Annotated in this window: 21 protein-coding genes; 8 read left to right on the forward strand and 13 right to left on the reverse strand. The window is 67.7% G+C overall.

Features of this window, described 5'->3' with window-relative positions; all coding sequences use genetic code 11:
- Positions 1-81: 81 nt before the first annotated feature.
- The 3 genes from C3Y92_RS00695 to C3Y92_RS00705 form a co-directional block, all read right to left on the reverse strand.
- Positions 82-672, reverse strand: a complete 591-nt coding sequence (locus tag C3Y92_RS00695) for a cyclic nucleotide-binding domain-containing protein (protein WP_129348539.1) — start codon at positions 670-672, stop codon at positions 82-84.
- A 77-nt stretch (positions 673-749) separates the two neighbouring features.
- Positions 750-1,367: a hypothetical protein gene (locus tag C3Y92_RS00700; protein ID WP_129348541.1), complete on the reverse strand. Its 618-nt coding sequence runs from the start codon at positions 1,365-1,367 to the stop codon at positions 750-752.
- Between the two features lie 158 nt (positions 1,368-1,525).
- Positions 1,526-1,831, reverse strand: a complete 306-nt coding sequence (locus C3Y92_RS00705) for a hypothetical protein (RefSeq protein ID WP_006920870.1) — start codon at positions 1,829-1,831, stop codon at positions 1,526-1,528.
- 170 nt (positions 1,832-2,001) lie between these two features.
- On the opposite strand from C3Y92_RS00705, the gene C3Y92_RS00710 reads away from it, so the two are divergent.
- On the forward strand, positions 2,002-2,691 hold the full coding sequence (locus tag C3Y92_RS00710; RefSeq protein ID WP_129348544.1) for an aspartate/glutamate racemase family protein: 690 nt from the start codon (positions 2,002-2,004) through the stop codon (positions 2,689-2,691).
- Positions 2,692-2,701: 10 nt separating this feature from the next.
- On the opposite strand, the gene C3Y92_RS00715 is transcribed toward C3Y92_RS00710, so the two are convergent.
- The 3 genes from C3Y92_RS00715 to C3Y92_RS00725 form a co-directional block, all read right to left on the reverse strand.
- Entirely contained in the window at positions 2,702-4,069 is a 1,368-nt protein-coding gene (locus C3Y92_RS00715; RefSeq protein ID WP_129348546.1) for an HlyD family type I secretion periplasmic adaptor subunit, read from the reverse strand.
- Between the two features lie 142 nt (positions 4,070-4,211).
- Positions 4,212-5,477, reverse strand: a complete 1,266-nt coding sequence (hemL, locus tag C3Y92_RS00720) for a glutamate-1-semialdehyde 2,1-aminomutase (RefSeq protein ID WP_129348548.1) — start codon at positions 5,475-5,477, stop codon at positions 4,212-4,214.
- Positions 5,474-5,926, reverse strand: a complete 453-nt coding sequence (locus C3Y92_RS00725) for a VOC family protein (protein ID WP_129348550.1) — start codon at positions 5,924-5,926, stop codon at positions 5,474-5,476. The genes hemL and C3Y92_RS00725 overlap by 4 nt, the downstream gene beginning before the upstream one ends.
- A 494-nt stretch (positions 5,927-6,420) precedes the next feature.
- Between C3Y92_RS00725 and C3Y92_RS00730 the strand changes: the two genes are divergently transcribed.
- The gene (locus C3Y92_RS00730) at positions 6,421-6,846 is read left to right on the forward strand and encodes a 3D domain-containing protein (protein ID WP_129348552.1); all 426 of its coding nucleotides are present in this window, start codon (positions 6,421-6,423) and stop codon (positions 6,844-6,846) included.
- 61 nt (positions 6,847-6,907) lie between these two features.
- On the opposite strand, the gene C3Y92_RS00735 is transcribed toward C3Y92_RS00730, so the two are convergent.
- Positions 6,908-8,953 carry a SpoIIE family protein phosphatase gene (locus tag C3Y92_RS00735; RefSeq protein ID WP_129348554.1) on the reverse strand — a complete coding sequence of 682 codons (2,046 nt, stop codon included), beginning with the start codon at positions 8,951-8,953 and terminating at the stop codon, positions 6,908-6,910.
- A 277-nt stretch (positions 8,954-9,230) separates the two neighbouring features.
- Between C3Y92_RS00735 and C3Y92_RS00740 the strand changes: the two genes are divergently transcribed.
- Positions 9,231-9,974: a septal ring lytic transglycosylase RlpA family protein gene (locus C3Y92_RS00740; RefSeq protein WP_129348556.1), complete on the forward strand. Its 744-nt coding sequence runs from the start codon at positions 9,231-9,233 to the stop codon at positions 9,972-9,974.
- Between the two features lie 390 nt (positions 9,975-10,364).
- Here C3Y92_RS00740 and C3Y92_RS00745 read toward each other — a convergent pair whose 3' ends face one another.
- Together C3Y92_RS00745 and C3Y92_RS00750 are read right to left on the reverse strand one after the other, a co-directional pair.
- Positions 10,365-10,667 (reverse strand): integration host factor subunit alpha, encoded by a 303-nt coding sequence (locus C3Y92_RS00745; RefSeq protein WP_006920179.1) that lies wholly within the window; start codon positions 10,665-10,667, stop codon positions 10,365-10,367.
- 80 nt (positions 10,668-10,747) lie between these two features.
- Positions 10,748-11,170, reverse strand: a complete 423-nt coding sequence (locus tag C3Y92_RS00750; protein ID WP_129348558.1) for an HIT family protein — start codon at positions 11,168-11,170, stop codon at positions 10,748-10,750.
- A 113-nt stretch (positions 11,171-11,283) separates the two neighbouring features.
- On the opposite strand from C3Y92_RS00750, the gene C3Y92_RS00755 reads away from it, so the two are divergent.
- The 4 genes from C3Y92_RS00755 to C3Y92_RS00770 all read left to right on the forward strand — a co-directional run bounded on the left by C3Y92_RS00755 (position 11,284) and on the right by C3Y92_RS00770 (position 15,541).
- The gene (locus tag C3Y92_RS00755) at positions 11,284-12,378 is read left to right on the forward strand and encodes a radical SAM protein (RefSeq protein WP_129348560.1); all 1,095 of its coding nucleotides are present in this window, start codon (positions 11,284-11,286) and stop codon (positions 12,376-12,378) included.
- A 75-nt stretch (positions 12,379-12,453) separates the two neighbouring features.
- Positions 12,454-12,963 (forward strand): hypothetical protein, encoded by a 510-nt coding sequence (locus tag C3Y92_RS00760; RefSeq protein ID WP_012749810.1) that lies wholly within the window; start codon positions 12,454-12,456, stop codon positions 12,961-12,963.
- A gap of 2 nt (positions 12,964-12,965) precedes the next feature.
- On the forward strand, positions 12,966-14,120 hold the full coding sequence (locus C3Y92_RS00765) for an amidohydrolase family protein (protein WP_235669565.1): 1,155 nt from the start codon (positions 12,966-12,968) through the stop codon (positions 14,118-14,120).
- Between the two features lie 173 nt (positions 14,121-14,293).
- A complete protein-coding gene (locus C3Y92_RS00770; RefSeq protein WP_129348562.1) occupies positions 14,294-15,541 on the forward strand; it encodes an EAL and HDOD domain-containing protein in 1,248 nt (415 codons plus the stop codon).
- Between the two features lie 10 nt (positions 15,542-15,551).
- Here C3Y92_RS00770 and C3Y92_RS00775 read toward each other — a convergent pair whose 3' ends face one another.
- Together C3Y92_RS00775 and C3Y92_RS00780 are read right to left on the reverse strand one after the other, a co-directional pair.
- A complete protein-coding gene (locus C3Y92_RS00775) occupies positions 15,552-16,004 on the reverse strand; it encodes an RrF2 family transcriptional regulator (protein WP_129348564.1) in 453 nt (150 codons plus the stop codon).
- A gap of 124 nt (positions 16,005-16,128) precedes the next feature.
- Positions 16,129-16,569: an MOSC domain-containing protein gene (locus C3Y92_RS00780; protein ID WP_129348566.1), complete on the reverse strand. Its 441-nt coding sequence runs from the start codon at positions 16,567-16,569 to the stop codon at positions 16,129-16,131.
- 154 nt (positions 16,570-16,723) lie between these two features.
- Between C3Y92_RS00780 and C3Y92_RS00785 the strand changes: the two genes are divergently transcribed.
- Entirely contained in the window at positions 16,724-17,290 is a 567-nt protein-coding gene (locus tag C3Y92_RS00785; RefSeq protein ID WP_129348568.1) for a cysteine hydrolase family protein, read from the forward strand.
- Positions 17,291-17,697: 407 nt separating this feature from the next.
- On the opposite strand, the gene C3Y92_RS00790 is transcribed toward C3Y92_RS00785, so the two are convergent.
- Both C3Y92_RS00790 and C3Y92_RS00795 read right to left on the reverse strand, forming a co-directional pair.
- Entirely contained in the window at positions 17,698-17,982 is a 285-nt protein-coding gene (locus C3Y92_RS00790; protein ID WP_129348570.1) for a MoaD/ThiS family protein, read from the reverse strand.
- A gap of 172 nt (positions 17,983-18,154) precedes the next feature.
- Complete coding sequence (locus C3Y92_RS00795) at positions 18,155-19,882, reverse strand: aldehyde ferredoxin oxidoreductase family protein (RefSeq protein WP_012749817.1); 1,728 nt, start codon at positions 19,880-19,882, stop codon at positions 18,155-18,157.
- Positions 19,883-20,213 lie beyond the last annotated feature (331 nt).

Raw genomic sequence — 20,213 nt, forward strand, 5'->3', positions numbered from 1 at the left:
CGCCGCACCGGGGCCAAGGCGCTTTCCGTCCCTGGCCGGGCGCGGACTGGCGACCGGCTGGCCGGACCATGGAGCAGGCCGCTACTGGCCGCACTGGCGGCGCAGTTCCTGGTTTTCCCGGGTCAGTTCCAGGATGCGGCGTTCCAGGTCGCGCACCCTGGCGTTGACGCCGGCCAGGGCCGAGGCGGCCATGGCCAGATCGCGGCGCAGGGCGGCGGCGTCGAGGTTGGCCCGGGACAGACGGTCGTGGACCACGTCGGTGATGAGCTCCTCGAAAAGCCGGCTGGCCGCCCGGCGTTCGTCCGGGGGCAGTCGGTCGAGGATGGACAGATCAATGGCCAGGCAGGACACGGGCGAGTCGGCCACCACCGAGGCGTTGCGCGGACGGCCCCGCAGCGGCCCCATCTCGCCGAAGATGTCGCCGTAATCGGCCAACCGGGCAACCTGCGCCTCCTGGGCCAGCACCCGGGCCTGGCCCGAGATGAGGTAGTAGACCCAGCTGTCGTGGTCGCCCTCGCGAATGATGGTCTCGCCGGGACGGTACTCGCGGTAGCGCAGCCCCTTATCGGCGAAAAGGGCAATGATCTGGCCGTCGGACAGGTCGGCGAAGGCGGGCATCCGGCGCACCAGACCCAGCACCCGTTCGGAGATGGTGATTTCGCGTTCTTCCATGCCGCCGTTTGCCCTCCGCGCTTCGTGTCCCTGCCGTCCTGCATAAGGCGCGGCGCGGGCGGTGGTCCAGAAAAATCCTAGCCGGCAGACCCTGGTTGCGGCCGCCAATCGCTGAGCTGCCCGGTTTCGTTGGCCGCTTTCCAGTCCATAAGCCCCTGGGCGTCGCGTACGCCGCCTGAAACCACCGCCCGGTACAGGTCGATGGACAGGCAGTCGAAGCCGGCCTGGGCGCGCCAAGCCTTGAGTTCCAGGATGGCCCGGCGGATTTCCGGGGTCAGCGCCCGACCCAGCGGGCCAACCAAATGTTCGCCGCGAGGCAGGGCGTAGTCGACGGCGGCGGACCACATGTCGATTTTCCAGATTTCGCCGTCGGAAGCGGCGTAGCGGATACGCCAGTAATAGGCTCCGTCCGGGCCGTCCAGATGGTTCTGGAACAGGGTTTCCTTGACGGCCGGGTTGCTGGCGGCCTGGGCCAGCACCGCGAAACCATGGTCCGGCGACAGCGTCGGACAATACACTTCCAGGTCGATGTCCGGGTCCAGGCCCAGGTTGTTGGCCACGGCCCCGACCAGTACCGGACGGCCGTAGCGGCTCCAGGCCGCGACAAGCCCAAGCTCGTCCAAAATCCCCCGGGCGGCCGCGCCACGAGCCTTGGCCCGGGCGATGAGATCATCCAACGGTGTTTCGTGGGTCATATATCACCTGTCGCATTGGCCTACCGCACAAGGCCGCGTCAGGCAAGACGCGCCGCGTCTCCCGAGACGTTCCCGTTCAACAGACGCAAACTCCAGGCGCAGGGATGCAACGTCTGATCGGCAGGCCGGCGGCCGCTGTTGCGTCGCCAGAAGCGATTTCAGAAATTCGGGCTGGGACTGCCGGAGGCCGGCGTCTGGTCCTTGCCGGCTTTGTCCGGGGCGGCCGCGCCCGGGCCTTGGCGTCGCACCAGGCCTTGGGCCTGCAACTTTTCCATGACGCCCGACAGCATGGCGTAGGCTTCAACGAAGCCCTCGGTGGTCATGACGATGCGCTGGCGGCGCTCCTTGGCCGGCTGGCCCTTGGCGTCCGTGGTCTCAGCGGACAGGGCGAAGAAATCGATGCGCACGGCCCCTTTGCCAAAGCCGACGCCTAATATGCCGTCGGCGAACACTTCCTCGCTCATGGGATTTGCTCCGTGATCCGGTATGGTTGCGGCCATCCTACCGCCATCGGCCGCCAAGCGGAAGAACCATCTGTGCTGTTTTCGCGCCGACACAGTTCAAAAATCTGTCCATTGACCCGGGCCACGGATTTCCCGAAACCATGGGCAACCTTGTCTCCGGAGGAATCCCCATGAAGACCCTTGGACTGCTGGGCGGCACGAGCTGGACCTCGACGGTGGAATATTACCGCTATCTCAACGAGGAGGTCGCCGCGCGCCTGGGCGGGCTGCACTCGGCCAGGCTGGTGCTGGCCAGCATCGACTTCGCCGAACTCGAACAGGCCATGCGCGCCGACGACCGGCCCGGGGCCGAGGCCATCCTGGCCGGCGCGGCCCGGCAATTGGAACGGGCCGGGGCGGACGGCGTCATGCTGTGCTCCAACCTCATCCATCGCTACCACGACGCCGTGGCCCAGGCGATTGGCGTGCCCATCCTGCACATCGGCGACGCCGTGGCCGCGGCGGTCAAGGATGCCGGCTACGCCGCCGTGGCCCTGCTCGGGGCGCGGCCGCTCATGGAAGAGGCCTTTTACCGCGACCGCATCCGGGAGAAAGGCGGCGTCACGGTGCTGACCCCGGACCAGCCCGACCGGGAGTACATCAACGCCGCCATTTTCGAGCGCATGTGCCGCAACGTCTACACCGACGAGGACCGGACGAAGTTCAGCGCCATTCTGGATGGCCTCAAGGCCCGGGGCGCGCAGTGCGCGCTGTTGTGCTGCACCGAGCTGCCCATCCTGCTGCCGACGGGGCCGTTGCCGCTTTTAAGCAGCACCCTGGTGCATAGCCGCTACGGCACGGACTGGGCGCTTTCGGCCTGACGGCCGCGCGTCAGGGTTCGCGCAGGCTTTCGTCAAAGGTCTTGAGCAACGGATAGAGCAGGTAGGTGATGACGCGGCGGCTGCCCACCCGGATTTCGGCGGTGAGGCTCAGGCCGGGGATGAGGCGGAAGTCCGGGGGGACGGCGGTCAGGCGCACCGCGCCGAGCGTCGCGCGCACCCGGTAGAACAGACGCTGGCCTTCGGGCGTGGTTTTCTCCAGGGCGTCGGGGCTGATGGTGGCGAGCATGGCCTCGGCCACGCCGTGGCGCTGGTAGGGGAAGGCCTCTAACTTGACGCGCACCGGGTCGCCGGGGCGCAAGAGTCCAATGTCCTGGGCCGCCGCCTCGGCCTCCACCACCAGCTCCTCGCCGGCCGGCACGATGGTGAGCAGCGTCTCCCCGGCCTGGGCCACGGCCCCGGCCGACTTGGCGGCCACGTCCAGCACCGTGCCGGACTCCGGGGCGCGCAACACGACCAGATCGCGCAGCCGCTCGGCCTTTTTTTGGCGCTCCTCGGCTCCGGACAGCTCGCGCGAGGCGTCGGCCAGCTCCTTGGCCGCGCCGGCTTTCCAGTTCTCCACGAAATCGCGTTTTTCGGCCTCGGCCCGGGCCAGGGACTCGCGCAGTTCGCCGGCTTCGTTTTGCAGCCTGGCCAGCTGCCCCTCGGCCTCGATGCGGCTGCTTTGGGCCTTCATGTACTCGACCTTGGAGCTGGCCCCCTGGTTGTAGATGTCGCCGTACATGCGCTCCAGGTCCTTGGCCAGGGCGATCTGCTTCTTGTGCTTGGCGGCTTCGGCGGCATTGGTGGCGAGCTTGGCGGACAGCTCCCGCTGGCGCTGGGTCAGGGCATCGACCTTGGCCGCGAATTCCCGACGGCGGGCAGTAAGGACATCGCGCTCCAGGGCCAGCTCGGCCGGCGGCGCGACCAACGGCGCGTCGGCCGGCTGGGCGCACTGGTCCGAAACCTCGCAGCGCAGCCGCCAGACCTTGGCGGCCAGCGCCGCCCGGTCCTTGTCGCGCTCGGCCAGCCCGGCCTCGGCAAAGGCCGGGTCCAGGGCAATGAGCGCGTCGCCGCGCGTGACCGGCTGGCCGGCCGAGACGTAGACCTCGCGCACGGTGGCGGTTTCCAGCGGCGCGACAGTGAGATTCTTGCGGGCCGAGACGAGCTTGCCTGGAGCCACGACGATGCGGTCCACCTCGGCCAGGCAGGCAAAGGCCAGGGCGGCCAGACAGAAGGCCAGGAGCAGATAGAGGGTCAGCCGATAGCGCACGGGCGTGGGCGTGGCCGCGATCTCCAGGGCGTCGGGCTGAAAAGCGGCGAACCGGGCCGGCGGCGGGCCGGCCGGCGTCGCGTTTTCGTCTCGTTTTTTGGGAAACACCGCGCACCTGCCTGCCGCCCATTCGGGCGCTCAATCCCATACCGGCCCCCCAACTTGGGGGTCCGGGGGGCTAAGCCCCCCGGCGGAGAGGTCCAGGAGAGGCAGCGCCTCTCCTGGCGGGGCGCGGGGCAGCGCCCCGCTTTTAAAACTTCACGCCGCGCACGGCGTCGAGGGTGCGGGCGTAGTCGTCCTCGGAGTGGGCGAAGGAGGTGAAGGCGCATTCATAGGCCGAGGGGGCCAGGATGACGCCGGCTTCGCGCATCTGGTTATAGAAGCTGGCGTAGCGCGCGGCGTCGCCTTTTTTGGCCTCGTCGAAGTTGGTGACCGGGCCGTCGCAGAAAAAGAGCGTAAAAAGCGACGCGACGCGGGTGAGCGTCACGGGCGCGCCCTTGTCCCGCAGGATGGCGGCCATTTCCTCGGCCAGGGCCTTGGTGCGCTGGGCCAGGGCGTCGTAATCGGATGCCTTGAGCTTGGTGAGCGTAGCCAGACCGGCGGCCATGGCCAGGGGATTACCGGACAGGGTGCCGGCCTGGTAGACGTCGCCGCAGGGGGCGATGCGCTCCATGATGTGGCGCTTGCCGCCGTAAGCCCCAACAGGCAGGCCGCCGCCGATGATCTTGCCCAGGCAGGTGAGGTCCGGGTCGATGCCGAACACGCTCTGGGCGCCGCCGTAGGCCAGGCGGAAGCCGGTGATGACTTCGTCGAAAATGAGCAGCGCGCCGTGGGCGGCGGTCAGTTCGCGCAGGCCTTCCAGGAAGCCGGGCTTGGGCAGCACCAGCCCCATGTTGCCGGCCACGGGTTCGACGATGACGGCGGCGATGTCGGGCCGGGTCTCGAAGAGGGCCTTGACCGCGTCCAGATCGTTGTAGGGGGCGAGCAGGGTGTGGCGCACGGTGTCGGCGGGCACGCCCGGGGTGCCGGGGATGCAAAAGGTGGCCAGTCCCGAACCGGCGGCGGCCAGGAAGGCGTCGGAGTGGCCGTGGTAGCAGCCCTCGAACTTCACGATCATGGATTTGCCGGTGTAGCCCCGGGCCAGGCGCACGGCGCTCATGGTGGCTTCGGTGCCGGAGTTGACCATGCGCACCATGTCGATGCCGGGCACGGCGTCCACCACGGCCTCGGCCAGGGCGACCTCGCCGGGGCAGGGCGCGCCGTAGCTGACGCCGGCTTCCACGGCGGCTCGGATGGCGGCGGTGACGTCGGGGTCTTTATGGCCAAGGAGCATGGGACCCCAGGACATGACGTAGTCGAGCATCTCCCGGCCTTCGACGGTGGTCATCTTGGAGCCGGCGGCGGAAGCGATGAACAGCGGATCGCAGCCCACGCTGCGGCAGGCGCGCACGGGGCTGTTGACGCCGCCGGGGATGAGCGTCTGGGCCTTGGCGAACAGGTCGGCGGACAGGGTCATGGGGCAGTCTCCGGGGTTGGCGATGGTTTTTCGAGGCGCTGGGCAAAGGTGAGGACGTAACCGTTGGGGTCCTCGATGCTGCACTCGCGGGTTCCGTAAAAGGTGGCATGGGGCGCTTTAAGAAATGGAGCGTGTTCGCTTAAGCGCTCGTAAAGCGCGTCGAGGTCGTCGCATTCGAGATAGAGGATCAGCGAGCCGCCGCGTTTGGCTTCGGCGAAGCGCGGCAGATCGGCGGCCATGGAGGATCGCGTCTCGAACATGAGCCGGGCCTGGCCGCTTTCGATCATAGCGAAGACCAGCGGTCCGGGGGGCGGCCAATCGACGACGGTCTCCCGGCCGGCCTCGATGACGCCGGCCAGGAAGGCAAAGCCCAGGACGTCGCGGTAAAAGGCGACGGTGCGGGCGACGTCGTCGACCATGAGCACGGGGGCGAGGCGGGTGATGGTCATGGATTTTCCTTGGCCGCGCCGCTCGAAACGACCTTCGGCGCGTCCCGCAAGGTAGCCTTGCGCCGCCCCGGACGCAAGAGGGCAGGCCGTCTTTGTCCACAGGCTGTAATCATTGATTTTTTTGAACAATCGCCGACTGGCGCGGTATGAAAAAAAACCAGCAGAAGAGGGATTGGAAACGCTAAAATGAAGCGATAAGATACTGATATATCACGATAAAAATCAAAGTATAAAATAAATTTCAGACAGGCCGAAACCGCCGGTTTCGGGTTGACATCCCGCCCGGGCTTCACTAGGAAGCGCCCCTCACAACGGCCAAAGAATCACTCCGCATCATCCTCGCGGCTCGCTTCATCTCCGAGAGGATTCTTCACAGCGCCAACTTCCCCCTGATCCATGTCCGCCGCCATCTGGATCATGCACCCGGGACGCCTGCCCGGTGTCTTTGCCCACACCGGAAGCAGCGCGAAACACTACATGGAGGACGTGCATCCATGAGAGTTTTTGCAGTCGTTTTTGCTTTGCTTGTCAGCGTCGTAGCGGCGCAGGCCTCAACCCACAAAAACATTTCCATCAGCAACCTTTCCAACAAACAGCGCATCGCCGCCACGGTCACCGCCTACACCCCCGATCCTCGGGAAAACGGCGGCAAAGGCAAAAAATCCGGCACCGCCATCGGCACCCGCATCCGGCCCGGCATCGTGGCCGTGTCCCGGGATCTGCTCAAATCCGGTTGGAATTTCGGCGACAAGGTCCACATCGAGGGCCTGGGCGTTTTTACCATCGAAGACACCATGCACCAGCGCCACCGCCGCACCATTGACGTGGCCGTGCCGGACAGGAAGGCAGCGGAAAAGATCGGCAAGCGCCGGGCCATTGTGGTAACCCTGCTGGAAGGCCGGCCCGAGGCCGAGGCCTGAAGGGAACGGGGGCTGTAGCCGGCCCCGCCAAAGACAGCGGATTTCCCGCCGCCGCGCGACGCTACAGCCGCTTGACCACCACCAGCGTCACGTCGTCTTCCTGGCGGCGGGAGCCGCGAAATTCCACCAGATCATCCAGCACGGCGGCCACGATACCGGCGGCGGACAGCCTCGAAGCGCCAGCCACCACCTCCCGGAACCGGGCCTTGCCGTACATGTCGCCGGCCTCGTTTCGCGCTTCCCAGATGCCGTCGGTGCCAAGGACCAGCACCGCCCCGGGCGCGGCAAAGGGCATGACGTATTCGGCGTAGGCGTAGTCCGGGTCGATGCCCAGAGGGATGCCCGTGCCCGGCCATTCCTCGAAGACGCCCCGGGCCGGATCGTAGCACAGGGCCGGGTCGTGGCCGGCCCGCACGTAGCGGGCGATGCCTTCCCCGGGCCGGATTTCCATGGCGAGTAGCGTCATGAACCGGCCGGAATCGGCCACGTCGCGGCACAGGAGCCTGTTGGCCCGGCGCACCCGGCCGGCCGGCGTTTCGGAGTCTTCGGTGGCCAGCAAAAGCGCCCGGGCCGTGGCCATGAGCAGGGCCGAGGGCACCCCATGGCCGGTGACGTCGCCCACGGCCGTGTCCAGGCAGACCGCGCCGCCGCGCGACACCACACGGTAGTCGAAGTAATCCCCGCCGGTCTCGTCGCAGGAAATCGACACCCCGGCCACGTCCAGCCCGTCAATGTCCGGCGGTGCGGCCGGCAGAAGGTTTTGTTGCACCTCCTGGGCCAGCTCCAGGGAGCGCTGGAGCCGCACATGGTCGGCCAGGACCGGCACGGTCTCGTTGAAGGCGTCAACAAGGGCTTGGCGCTCGTCACTCAATCGCTCGTCCAGGCGCACGGTAAAATCGCCCACGCCCAGGCGCTTCCAGGCCTCGATCATGCGCACCATGGGCCGGACAAAGGCTTTGGTGCTGAAAAAGGCGGCCAGGGCCACGGCCAAAAGCGCGGCGGCCATGACCGCGCCGGACAGGCGCACGATCTGGTCCGTGGCCGCGAGGATCTCCTGGCGGCTCTGTTCGGCCATGGGATCAAGCATGGAGGTTGGCACCACGATGACCAGGGAAGCCCCGCGCATGAGGCGGGCGTAGGCCCAAAAGGACGGCACGCCGTCAAGGGGCAGTTCGGCCGTGCCCGAGGCGTTACGCTCCATGGCGGCCAGCAGGGCGTCAAAGCCGGCGGCGTCGGACGAGGTCAGGGGCTCGAAATTGACGGCGCTTTTCCAGTCCCGGGCCGTGGCGCCGTCATCCCGGCGGGCCCAGACGTACAGGACGCGCCTGCCCGTGGCCGGATCGCGGACCGGCGCGGCCAGATAGGCGTGCATGGCCTGGGACCACTGGGAGGCGATCTCCTGTTCCTGGAGCACCCGCTCCAGAGGCACGTCCAGGCTGGCCACGCCGACAAATCGCCCGCCCGGCCCCACGACCGCCCGAGACAGCGTCAGCGTCAGGCGGCCGGTGGCCGGGTCCACGGCCGGATCGTTCCAGACCACCTCGCGGGCGGTTGGGCGTTTGGGGTCGAAGGCGGCCTTGGCCGCCTTGTACCAGGGGCGCTGGCGCGGGTCGTAGTCGGGTGGCAGGCCTTCCCGGGCGGGAAAGGTGACGGAGCTTCCGTCTTCCAGTGAGACGGCTACAAAAAGCACGGTGTTGTCGAGTTCATGGCGCAGCAGGCCGGCCGTGGGGGCCAGGCCGGCCAACCGGGACAGGGCAACGGTGTCCGGGCGTACGCCCATGGGGACATGGAAGCCCACGGACGGCGTCTCGTGCCCGCCCTGGTCCTGACGGGGCAACGGCGGGGCGAAAAGCAGCCGTTCGGTCTCGGCGACGGTCATGGACAGGCTGAAGTCCAGGGCGCTTTTGGAGCGGCGGATGACCAGGGAGAAGTCTTCGGCGGTCTGGCGCAGCTCATTTTTGACCACCTCGCTGATGACGGCGTTGCCCTCGGCGGCAATGGCCCGGCCCAGGCGCTCCACATGTCGCCGATTGGCGTGGGTGAGCACCAGCATGGGGACCAGGGCGAACCCGAGCAGAACCAAGAAGAATTTCCAGCGAAGGCGCATACGCTCTCCCGTTAGGCCACCCTACGAAACCGGCGGCCAGGCCGCAAGGGCTAGTCGCCGGGGACGCGCCCCCGGCGACATCCTTCAAAGCCCTGCGCGCTGCCGCCTTGTCCTGCCTCCGCTTATGCACGACCGACCAGTTCACCGGAAGCAGCCCCAACCCCCTAAACCCGTTCTCCAGGAGGGGGGGCTGGGGGCCTCAGGCCCCCAGCCGCCGGAGGCCTCCTCCGCTTCCTCCATGGTTGCCAGGGGCGGGCGCGCCGGCTACCTTGGGGGCATGTTGCGCCTCTTCCGACGTGCCGGGCCTGCGGCTTTTCGGCTTCTGGCCGCCCTGGCCGCGGCGCTTTTCCTGGCCGGCTGCGCGTCCAAGGCTCCGGTTCCCGGCCCCACCGGCCGCGAACCGGCCACCCTGCGGCCGTATACCATAAAAGGCGTCACCTATGTGCCGCTACGTTCGGCCAAGGGCTACCGCGAGGAAGGCATTGCTTCGTGGTACGGCCCGGGCTTTCACGGCAAGCGCACCTCCAACGGCGAAGTCTACGACCAATACCAGCTCACCTGCGCCCACAAGCTGTTGCCCATGCACACCAAGGTGCGGGTGACCAATCTGGAGAACGGCCGCTCCATGACGCTTCGGGTCAACGACCGGGGGCCGTTCGTGGCCGGGCGCATCATTGATTTGTCCCAGGCCGGGGCGCGGGAACTCGGGGTCCATGCCCGGGGCACGGCCAGGGTGCGGGTGGAGGTGGAGGGCGAAGCGCCGGGGGCGGGCCCCGCCGGCGAGCTGCCGGGACCGTTTTACGTGCAAGTGGGGGCTTTTGCCCTGCGGGGCAACGCGGAACGGCTCTATGCCCGGCTGCAGGCGGCCGGGTACGCCGGGTCGCGCATCCAGACCCGGGAGATCGATGGGGCGACGCTCAATCTGGTCCACGCCGGGACGTTCCCGACGTCGGCGGTGGCGGACGAGGCGCGGCTGCGCCTGGGCGAGCGGTTTGCCGGGGCTTTTATCATCGCGCAGTAACGCCGTTGTCGCGGCGACGACGGGCGGTATCGTCGGGAGTCCCCGTGCGGAAGCGCGGCCGGGCGGCGCGTTGACAGTGCCGCTGCGGGCACCTGCGCGGTGGCCCATGCCTCGTGCGATGGGAGGCGCGTCGCCGCGCCGCATCTCCGGCATGGGCGCGGCTCGGGCCGGACGCATGCCGGCATGTGTCGCTGGCCGCCATGGAGGAAAAGCCCAGGCAGAAAGGTCGGGCGGATTGGGCAAGCCTTCAGGCCGGACCATGACGGACCGCTGGGGCGGACGCCAAGTCGACCACGGATTGTCGGTCGCCGGCCGGGCGGCCGCCGCCCGGGCCGACAACCGAAATTTCCGGGCTGCCTGGAGCGGTCGCCAGCCCGGCCCCGGCCGGGGCTACAGCACTTCGTCGGGGTTGAGCTCGGCCCGGAACTTGCGGGACAGGCGGAACACCACCACCTTGCGCGGCGGCAGCATGATGGAAGCGTTGGTCTGGGGATTGCGTCCCTTGCGGGCCTTCTTGTCGTAGGACTCGAACTTGCCGAAGCCGCTGACGAGCAGGGAGTTGTCCCGCTTGATGGACTGTTTCATGAGTTCGAGGAGATGGTCCACCAGGACCTTGACCTCGGCCCGGTTGCGCTCGGTCTTTTCGTAGATGTAGTCGACGATGTCGGCCTTGGTGAGGGTTTTCCCGTTCATGACGTTCTCCGGCGCGTTGCGTTTGGTGAGCCGGGCGGGCAGGCCCGGCCGGCGGATTGCACAAGTTGAGAAATCGGGCGCTACTTGGCCAGGGCGGCGCGCACCGCCTCGGCCACGGCGGCCACGGCGGCGGCGTCGGGGTAGGGCGTGCCCGGCCATAAGGCCAGACCGTCGCCTTCCCGGCGCGGAATCAGATGATAGTGGGCGTGAAACACCATCTGGCCGGCGCTTTTGGCGTTGTTTTGCTGGACATTGAGGCCGGTTGCGCCCATGGCCGCCATGACGGCCCGGCCCACCCGTTGCTGGGCGGCCAGCAGGGCCGCGCCCAGTTCGGCCGGCAGCGCGAACAGGTCGGGGTGATGGGCCTTGGGAATGACCAGGGCATGGCCGGGGGCCACCGGGGCGATGTCGAGAAAAGCCAGCGTCAGCTCGTCTTCGTAGAGCTTGGCGCAGGGGATCTCTCCCTTGACGATTTTGCAAAAAATACAGTCGGCGGCATCCATGAATGATCCCCTCTCTGCCCAGGCGAAACAGCCCGGCCACGGGCCGGCCCATCGCCTTGGTTCAATCTATAAAAAAGGAAAGGCATTTTTTCAAGTGGCTTAGGAGAAAAATAATGGCCTCCACGCATATCGTTCGCCATCTTCGCCAAAATGTCATTTCCGAGGCCAGCTCCCAGGGGCGGTTTTTTCGGCATCCCGAGCCGCCAAGGGCGCATGCGCGGGTGTGGCCGGTCTACATCAGTTTTCAAGGATGTCCGGGACGTTGCGTGTTTTGCGCCCAGGCCGTGCAGGCCGGCGCGCCGCCTGTTTCCCTGGGTGAAACCCTGGCCGCCATGGAGGGGGGGCTTGCCCAGGCCGCCCGGGACGGACGCGGGCCCTATGAGTTGGCTTTTTACGGTGGCGTGTTCACGGCCCTGCCCGAACCCTGGCCCAGGCGCTTTCTGGAAGCGGCCTTACGGTTTCGCCGGGCCGGACTCATTGGGCGCATCCGCTGCTCCACCCGGCCCGACGCCTGCCCGCCCGGGCTTCTGGCCGAACTGGCTTCCCTGGGGCTTGATCTGGTCGAAATCGGGGCCCAGACCTTTGAGGACGCCGTGCTTATCGCCTCGGGCCGGGGCCATGACGCGAAGGCCTCGCGCCAGGCCGCCCGGGCCGTTCGCCAAGCCGGCCTGGATCTGGGCCTGCAGCTCCTGCCCGGCCTGCCCGGCCACGATCCGGCAGCCCTGGCCCGGGACGTGGCCGAAACCTGCGCCCTGGCTCCGTCCCTGGTCCGCATCCACCCCTGTCTGGTGGTTGCGGGCACGGAACTGGCCGCCCTCTACCAGGGGGGGCGGTACGCGCCCTGGGCCTTGGAAGAAACCATCGATGCCCTGGCCCGGGCGTTGCCTCCCTTGTGGCGGGCCGGCGCGACCGTGGCCCGCCTGGGGCTGGCCCCGCAGCCGGAGCTGGAAGCGGCGATCATCGCCGGACCGCGCCATCCGGCCCTGGGGGATCGGGCCAGGGGGAGGGCGCTTTTGGCCCTGGTGCGGGAGGAAGTGGCCGCCCTGGGCGGCGCGCCAGCCGGCCTTTGCGCGCCGCGCCGGTTCGCCGGGCAGCTCTTTGGCCACGCCGGCGAGCTGGCCCCGGCCTACGCCGCACTGGGGCTGCCCCGGGAGCTGGTGCGCTTTACCCGGGACGAGGATTTTTTTCTTGCCGCGAAAGCTGTTTGACTTGGCCGCGCCCTCGTGCCAAACCGGACAAGGGACACGCCCCCCGACAACCTTCAAACCGTCTGGTGAACAACCATGAAGCGATTTTTTGCGCCCCTGGCCTGCCTCGTCTGTCTGGCCCTGGCCGCGCCGGCCGCGGCGGAAACGCCCAACATGCGCCAAAGCATCAACTACTTCATGAACTACTTCAACGAGGCGGTGGTCCAGGCCATCCAGATCAAAGAACAGGAAGACCGGGACGGGCTGACCGAAAAACGTCCGTATACCGACGAATTCGTCTTCTATCAGGATCTCAAGGCCCGGATCGAGAAATCGCTGGGACTGGCGCTCAACCTCTGCGACCTCTACTACATCTACAATAAGACGACCTACTGTTTCACCAAGGACGAAAAGAACTACCTTTTCGACCGTCTGGACAACATCATGGACGCCTTGCAGAAAATCAAGGACACGCCCTACGTCGGCGGCGATGTCGCGCTGGAGAACAAGTCCGGCGCAGCCGCCCGGCAACTGGCCGCCTTCAACGAACGGGTGGACAAGCTGCGGGCCTTCGTCAAGTCCTCCCTGGTCGTGTTTCAACGCTAATATTGCGCCCGCCTCCGACTCTGCGCGCCGTGCGGGCCGCCCGGGCCTTGACCATGGTTCCCGGGGCCGCGCCTCTGGATGACCCCGCCCTGGTCCTGGCCGGCCGGCGCATCCTGGACGTCGGCCCGGCCCGCCGGGTGCTGGCCGGGTTTCACGGCCCCGTGGACGATCTCGGCGACGTCGTTCTCGTGCCGGGACTCGTCAACGCTCACGCCCATCTGGAACTTTCCCATCTGCGCGGCCAGGCTCCGCCGCCGGCCGGCTTTTGCGCCTGGGCGGGCTGGCTTTTCGCCGCCGCCCGGGACACCGCGCCGCCGGACGTGCTGGCCGCCGCCGTGGCCGAGGCGGCCGCGACGGGCACGGCCGCCGTCATCGACGTGGCCGGCCGGGCCGGGCCGGCCGTGGCCCGGGCCCTGCGGGAAGCCGGCCTGTCCGGGCTCGTGTGCCGCGAGATCCTGGGCCGCCGGGCCGGCCTCTCCCTGGACCTGCCGCCGCAGCTGGTCGAAGCGGCCGGCGACGGCGTGACGGCAACCGTCTGCGGCCATGCCCTGTATTCCACCGCCCCGGAGCTGCTGCGCCGGGTGCGGGCCGCCTGCCGGGCGCACGGCGCGCCCTTTGGCCTGCATCTGGCCGAACATGCCGGCGAAATGGAGCTTTTCACCACCGGCCGGGGCGAATTCGCGGCCATGCTGGCCGGCCGGCTGCTGCCAAAGGACTGGCAGGCCCCGGGCCGGTCGCCCGTGGCCGAGGCGGCGGCCCTGGGGCTGCTGGGGCCTGACGCCCTGGCTGTCCATGTGGTCCACCTCGCCCCGGGCGATGCGGACATCCTGGCCCGGTCCGGGGCCACGGCCTGCCTGTGTCCGCGCAGCAACGCCCGCATCGGCGTCGGCGTCGCCGACGCTCCGGCCCTGGCGGCGGCCGGCGTGCGACTCGCGCTTGGCACGGACAGCCTGGCTTCCAACGACGACCTCGACCTGTGGAACGAAGCCCGGGCGCTTTTGGCCGCCCATCCGGGCCTCCCGGGCCGGACCGTGCTTGAGGCCATGACCATTAACCCGGCCAGGCTGCTGGGCCGGGCCGATCTCGGCCGGCTGGTCCCGGGAAGCAGCGGCGGCTGGGCCGAGCTGCCGGCCGATCTGGCCGCGCTACTGGCCTGATTTCGCCTTCGTGCTTGAAGGCCCTGCCCCGGCGAGGTATAGAAAAGATGCCTGATCCTTTTCTTGTTGCCTTGGCAGCAGGCAGGGATTTTTTTCAGGCCCAGGCTTTGCCCCGCCAGGACAACGCCTGATCAGCAACTTTTCAGCAGTACGCCAGACGCGTTCCAAACAGCATGTCTTCCAATACAGACGCCAATTACGCCGTAGCCAGACACCCCATCTATCGCATCGACGGCGACGTGTTCGGCTATGAGCTGCTCTATCGCACCGTGGGCGGCTCCAACGCGGCCGCCTTTCCCTCGGACGCCGAGGCGACCCTGGCCGTGCTGGCCAACGGCGTCCACGCCATCTCCCAGGACATCGACCCCCAAAAGAAGATCTTCATCAACTTTTCCAAGGAAATCCTGGAATCCGGCCACCATAAATTCCTGGACCCGGGACGCTTCGTCATCGAGATCCTGGAGCATGTGGCTTGCGACGCGGCTTTTGTGGAGCTGGTGCGCGGCATCCATGAGGCCGGCTTCGTGCTGGCCCTGGACGACTACGTGGGCGACCCGGCCTTTGATCCGCTCTTGCCCTACGCGACCTACATCAAGGTGGATTTCCTGGCCCTGGCCGGCGATCCGGCCCGGCTTGGGGCCGTGGTGGACCGCTGTCTGGCCCTGGGCAAGACCGTGCTGGCCGAAAAGGTGGAGACCGAGGCCGACGTGGCCTGGTGCCGTAACCGGGGCGTGCCCCTGGCCCAGGGCTATTTCTACAGCCGGCCCATGATCGTCACAGCCAAGATTCTCGAACCCAACCAGGCGGTGAAGCTCAATCTGCTGGCCGAGGTGAGCCAGCCCGAACTCGACGTGCGCCGGGTGCGCGAGATCATCGGTTCGGACGTGTCGCTGACCTACAAGCTTTTGCGCTACGTCAACACGGCCAGTTTCTACCGGGGCCAGCCCATCGAGTCGGTGGATTTCGCGGTCACGCGCCTGGGCCGTAACGCCCTGTCCAGCTGGGTGGCCGTCAACATGCTGGCCACGCTTGGGGCCTCGGCCCGCGACCGGGAGCTGGCCTTTGCCTCGGCCGTGCGCGGCCGGTTTCTGGCCTTGGCCGACGGCCGCCGCATTCCGGGCCGCGCGACCTGCCACGACGGCCAAAGCATCTGCCTGACCGGGTTGTTGTCGCTGCTCGACGCCATGCTCGGGATGCCCATGGTCCAGGCCCTGGCCGGGCTGTCCATCGACGAGGGCACCCGGACGGCGCTGCTTGGCGGGACAAGTTCCTGTTCGCCCTGCCTGGCCCTGGCCGGCTGCTACGACGCCGGCGGCGAGAGGGTCATGGCGGCGCTTCGCGCCTACGGCGTGGCCCCCAGCGACGCCTCGGCCGCCTATTTCGAGGCCCTGGCCTGGGCGGCGGACATGTTTCGGCCGTAGGGAACGTTTATCAGATGACGTAGTCGGCGGTCTTGGCCGCCCGGCGCATGCGCCGGTCCTCGGCCACGAGGTCGGCCAGGCTGCGGGTGTCGTAGACCCGCTCCAGGGCGTCGCGGGCCTCGTCCCAGAGTCCCCGAAAGACGCAGCCCCCTTGCAGGGGGCAGTCGTGGCCCGGGCGCTCCCGGTGGCAGTCCACCGGGCTGATGGGGCCGTCCATGAAGCGGATCACCGCGCCGACGGTCACTTCCGAGGCCGGCCGGGCCAGGTAGAAGCCGCCTTCCTTGCCGCGTTGGGAGGCCACGAAGCCGCCCTGGCGCAGCTGGTTGAGGATCACTTCCAGGAAGCGTTTGGGGATGGCCTGGCGGTCGGCGATCTCGCCGGCCGGGGCTGCCCCGGTTCCCTCGCGCAGGGCCAGTTCGAGCAGGGCGCGCAGGGCGTATTGGCATTTCTGGGTCACGGCCACGTCTGTCTCCTCGCCGCCCAGAGGGCGCAATTCACGTTGCCCAATCGCCCCCGTCCCTCCCCATGTGGGGTTTCCAAAGGGGCTCAGCCCCTTTGGCCGCCGGAGGCCTCTTCCCTCTTGTCTCCTACTCCCCCTCCACCACCGCCACTACGTCGCCGGCCGTGACTTCGCCGCCGACGAGCACCTTGGCGAACACGCCTTCCCGGGGCATGACGCAGGTTCCGGCCGCTTTTTTGATGGCGCAGCCAGCGTCGTGGCAGACCTTGCCGATGGCCGTGACTTCCAGCACCACGTCCGCGCCGACCCGCAGGCGCCGCCCCACGGCGATGTCGAGGGTTTCCAGGCCGTCCACGTTGAGGTTCTCGGCAAAATCCCCGGGGGCCAGCCAGTCGAGCTTTTGGCGCATCCGGGTGAGCGCATCCAGGGATAAAAGGCTCACCTGTCGGGGCGAGCCGGCATGGGCGTCGCCGTCGATGCCGTGGTCGGCGACCAGGGTCGCCTGGCGCACGGCGGTCTTGCGTTCTCCTTTTTTGAGGCTCAAACATACGCTATTGACGACGGCCATGGGCTCGTTCTCCATAAAGCGACCGGCCCCTGGATTGGGGGCGATAGTCGATTAAACCGATCAATTCGATGATACCACTTGCCAAAGGAACCGGACGCGCGTCAAGGCCCGTCCGCAAACCCGGGCCAAGGCCCGGCCAGCCCCGGAGGCGGCCATGCCGACCAGCTCCCAAACGGCGCAAACAAGCGCCCTTGTCCTAATCGACATCCAAAACGACTATTTTCCGGGCGGGGCCATGGCCCTGGCCGAACCCGAGGCCGCCGGCCGCAACGCCGCCGCCCTGCTGGCCCGGTTCCGGGCCGCCGGCCGGCCGGTCTTCCACATCCGCCACGAGGCCGCCCATCCCGGGGCCACGTTTTTCCTGCCCGGCACGCCCGGGGCCGACATCCATGCCTGTGTGGCCCCGCTGCCCGGCGAGACCGTCATCCTCAAGCACTGGCCCAACAGCTTCCGCGACACCGGCCTGGGCGCGGCCCTTGAGGCCAGCGGCGCCAAGCGCCTGGCGGTGGCCGGCATGATGACCCACATGTGCGTGGACGCCACGGTCCGGGCGGCCTTTGACCTGGGCTACGCCGTCACCGTGGCCGCCGACGCCTGCGCCACCCGCGAGCTGGCTTACGGCGGCCGGACCGTGGCCCCGGCCGATGTCCAGGCCGCCTTCCTGGCCGCCCTGGGCGCGGTTTACGCCGAGGTCGTGGCCGCAGGGGCGGTTGCCGTCTAGGCCATGCAAAAAGCGGAGCAATCGCGTAGGAAATAACGCCGCACGTCGCGCCAAGGCCGGGCGGCGGCCGCAAACCCAGGCTAGGCCGAGTTTAACGGGCGGGGCGGGAGATGCTGCGGCCCGGCGTGCTGTCCGTCGTCAGCGGCGGCGAGGCGGAGAACGTGGCGCATTTTGACCCAAAGCCGTCGTCGGCCGGGGCGTTTCGATGCGCAGGCCGGGAGCCACGCCCGTTGTCCCGGCGGCCAAGGGCCGGCCGGCAGCGGCAATGGCGTAGCACCTTGAAGGATCAAACACCGCGAAGGATCAAACACCGCGCGCCCACAGTCGGAGCCGGACGAAACCGGGCCGGCAGGCAGGCGGCGGAGCGGGAGCGGTTGAACGCGGCGCGCGGCCGCTGGCCCGTCCCGTCAGCCCATCTTCTTGAAACCCAGCAGCACGCGGTACGGTCCGGGCACGCCCGGCGGAGCCAGGGCGACCCGGTCGCCGTCGGCGACCACCGCCGCCTCGGGGCTCGTCGCCTTGCCGTTGACGAAAATCACCTCGACCCGCTCCCGCCCGACGTCAAGCAGGGCCAGCAACTCCGGCCCGGTCATCGTGTCCGGGACAGCGACCTCGTGGGGCGTGTTCCAGCCCCGTTCCCGGAATAGCTCGGAAAGTTCCATAAAACCACGCAATTCAATGGACTTCGCCATGGACGGTTCCTCCAACGGCAGGTTTGGTCGTAGGCAATTCTGGCGAGGATAACAAAAATCCCCTTGTCCTGGCGAGGCCTTGGCTCGACGCGGCAAGGGGATGTCCAGGTCCCGGGAGGGACGGCAGGGGCCGTCCCTCCCGGGCGGAGCAGCGAAGCCTTGCGGCGACGCCCTAGAAGTTGAAGACCTCGTCGATCTCTTCGTCGGTGAAGTCCCAGGTCACATTGTGCGGGGCGCAGGGCTCCTCGAAGAACTCCGGCAGCCGGTCGTGGGCCTTGGTGAAGCCGGCGCGCTCGTTGAAGCCGCGTTCGGCCTTGAGGATGGTCTTGCCCAGGGCCACGACGTCGTCGCCGGTAAGCGACAGGTTGTAGCGGGCGTTGATCATCTCCACCAGGGCGTTGAAGCCGTCGGCGATGTCCAGGATGGCAAAGGCAATAAACAGGCACATGCCGGTGCTGTCCACGGCGGCGGTGGCGATCTGCAGGTTGCGCGACAGCTCGACCTGGCCTTCCTTGCCCAGCGGATCGACGAAGCCGCCGACCTTGAGGATGTTGGTGGCCACGGCGTAGCCGGCGGTGTGGTCGGCGCCCATGGGGGTGGTGGCGTAGGTCAGGCCAACGCCCTTGACGGCGCGCGGATCGTAGGCCGGGATGGCCTGGTTTTTCACCGTGGGCACGCGGCTTAAGCCATACATCTGGCCCAGCGCGCCGGCGCCGCTGCCCAGGATGCGGCCAAGGGGGGTGCCTTTGCGGATTTCCAGGATGAGGTTCAGCATGGCCTTGGCGTCGCCCCAGGGGATGATGCCGGCTTCCATGGCCACGCCCACGGTGACGGCGGTCTCGATGGAGTCCACGCCCACATCGTCGAACTCGCGGTCGGCGTAGGCGATGGCGTCGAGGTCGTCCACGCAGGCGTTGGCGCCAAGGGCCCAGATGGTCTCATACTCGAAACCGCTGGTCAGGTACTTCTCGTCCTTGTCGTTGTAGTGCTGGGAGCAGCGGATGATGCAGCCGGCATGGCAGCCGTGGGTGGTCTTGCCCTTGCGGGACTCGATGACGGCGGCCATGGTTTCGCCGCCGACGTTGTTGGCCCACTCGTTGCGTCCGGTGCGGAAGTTCTTGGTGGGCAGGCCGCCGGCTTCGTTAAGGATGTTGATGAGGATGTTGGTGCCGTACTTGGGCAGGGCCTGGCCGGTGACCGGGTGGGTGGTCAGGGCGTTGGTGAAGCGCTTGGACGCATCCTTGAAGGCCTCGGGATTGGCGATGGTCACGCCGGGCGCGCCGGTGTCGTCGATGACCACGGCTTTGATCTTTTTCGCGCCCATGACCGCGCCAAGGCCGCCCCGGCCGGCGCTGCGGATGTTGCTCTGGGGATCGGCAAACGAGATGTTGGCGGCGGTCAGGCGCATTTCGCCGGCCGGTCCGATGATGGCCACGCCGACCTTGGGGCCGTACTTGGCTTGCAGCACCTTGATGGCTTCGTAGTTGCCCATGCCGATGATTTCGGCCGGGGCCTCTTCAATGGTCGCGCCGTCCATGGTGACCTTGACGACGTAAAAGCCGTCGCCCTCGGGCAGGCCTTCAAAGACCAGGGCCTTGATGTCCATTTTGGACATGCGCTGGGCGAAGGTGCCGCCGGTGTTGCTTTCCTTGATGCCGCCGGTGAGCGGGCTCTTGGCCCCGCAGGACAGGCGGCCGGAGTTGGCGGCGCTGGTGCCGGTCAGGTAGCCGGGGGCGAAGATCAGCTTGTTGTTCTTGCCCAGCGGATGGCAGGTCGGCTTCACTTCATCGGCGACGAAAATGGAGGTCAGCCCGCGGCCGGCCAGGCCAGCGTACTTTTCGGGGCATTCCTCGATCTTCACCGCTTTCGCGCCCATGTCGATACGAATGAACTTTGGCATTATACCCTCCAACCATGGTGTTTTCTTGGCCCAACCGGCCTTGCATGCCACACGGCAACGAAACGCTTCGTGTCGCCCCATCGCCCGCCGCCGACCCCACGGGAGAGCCTTGGCGGCATACGGCCTTGACCGAAACGCAGGGACTGGACGGACACGTTTGTGTTAAAACTAGCAAGTATCACTCCACGCCGACAATATCAATGAAATACAATGTGTTAATGTTTGAATGTGGAAAACGCGGCGTGTGTGCCGCGTCCCATCGTGACCGTGCGGGCGATCCCGAAATGGGCCAAAAGCCTCTGTGCGCTATGTTACTTTAAATATTATAACG

Source organism: Solidesulfovibrio carbinolicus (assembly GCF_004135975.1).
Classification (GTDB): Bacteria; Desulfobacterota; Desulfovibrionia; order Desulfovibrionales; family Desulfovibrionaceae; genus Solidesulfovibrio; species Solidesulfovibrio carbinolicus.

Coding starts and splice junctions, on each gene's coding strand:
- C3Y92_RS00695 (WP_129348539.1), bottom strand. CDS start 672: ATGGAAGAACGCGAAATCACCATCTCCGAACGGGTGCTGGGTCTGGTG.
- C3Y92_RS00700 (WP_129348541.1), bottom strand. CDS start 1,367: ATGACCCACGAAACACCGTTGGATGATCTCATCGCCCGGGCCAAGGCT.
- C3Y92_RS00705 (WP_006920870.1), bottom strand. CDS start 1,831: ATGAGCGAGGAAGTGTTCGCCGACGGCATATTAGGCGTCGGCTTTGGC.
- C3Y92_RS00710 (WP_129348544.1), top strand. CDS start 2,002: ATGAAGACCCTTGGACTGCTGGGCGGCACGAGCTGGACCTCGACGGTG.
- hemL (WP_129348548.1), bottom strand. CDS start 5,477: ATGACCCTGTCCGCCGACCTGTTCGCCAAGGCCCAGACGCTCATCCCC.
- C3Y92_RS00725 (WP_129348550.1), bottom strand. CDS start 5,926: ATGACCATCACCCGCCTCGCCCCCGTGCTCATGGTCGACGACGTCGCC.
- C3Y92_RS00730 (WP_129348552.1), top strand. CDS start 6,421: ATGAGAGTTTTTGCAGTCGTTTTTGCTTTGCTTGTCAGCGTCGTAGCG.
- C3Y92_RS00735 (WP_129348554.1), bottom strand. CDS start 8,953: ATGCGCCTTCGCTGGAAATTCTTCTTGGTTCTGCTCGGGTTCGCCCTG.
- C3Y92_RS00740 (WP_129348556.1), top strand. CDS start 9,231: ATGTTGCGCCTCTTCCGACGTGCCGGGCCTGCGGCTTTTCGGCTTCTG.
- C3Y92_RS00745 (WP_006920179.1), bottom strand. CDS start 10,667: ATGAACGGGAAAACCCTCACCAAGGCCGACATCGTCGACTACATCTAC.
- C3Y92_RS00750 (WP_129348558.1), bottom strand. CDS start 11,170: ATGGATGCCGCCGACTGTATTTTTTGCAAAATCGTCAAGGGAGAGATC.
- C3Y92_RS00755 (WP_129348560.1), top strand. CDS start 11,284: ATGGCCTCCACGCATATCGTTCGCCATCTTCGCCAAAATGTCATTTCC.
- C3Y92_RS00760 (WP_012749810.1), top strand. CDS start 12,454: ATGAAGCGATTTTTTGCGCCCCTGGCCTGCCTCGTCTGTCTGGCCCTG.
- C3Y92_RS00770 (WP_129348562.1), top strand. CDS start 14,294: ATGTCTTCCAATACAGACGCCAATTACGCCGTAGCCAGACACCCCATC.
- C3Y92_RS00780 (WP_129348566.1), bottom strand. CDS start 16,569: ATGGCCGTCGTCAATAGCGTATGTTTGAGCCTCAAAAAAGGAGAACGC.
- C3Y92_RS00785 (WP_129348568.1), top strand. CDS start 16,724: ATGCCGACCAGCTCCCAAACGGCGCAAACAAGCGCCCTTGTCCTAATC.
- C3Y92_RS00790 (WP_129348570.1), bottom strand. CDS start 17,982: ATGGCGAAGTCCATTGAATTGCGTGGTTTTATGGAACTTTCCGAGCTA.
- C3Y92_RS00795 (WP_012749817.1), bottom strand. CDS start 19,882: ATGCCAAAGTTCATTCGTATCGACATGGGCGCGAAAGCGGTGAAGATC.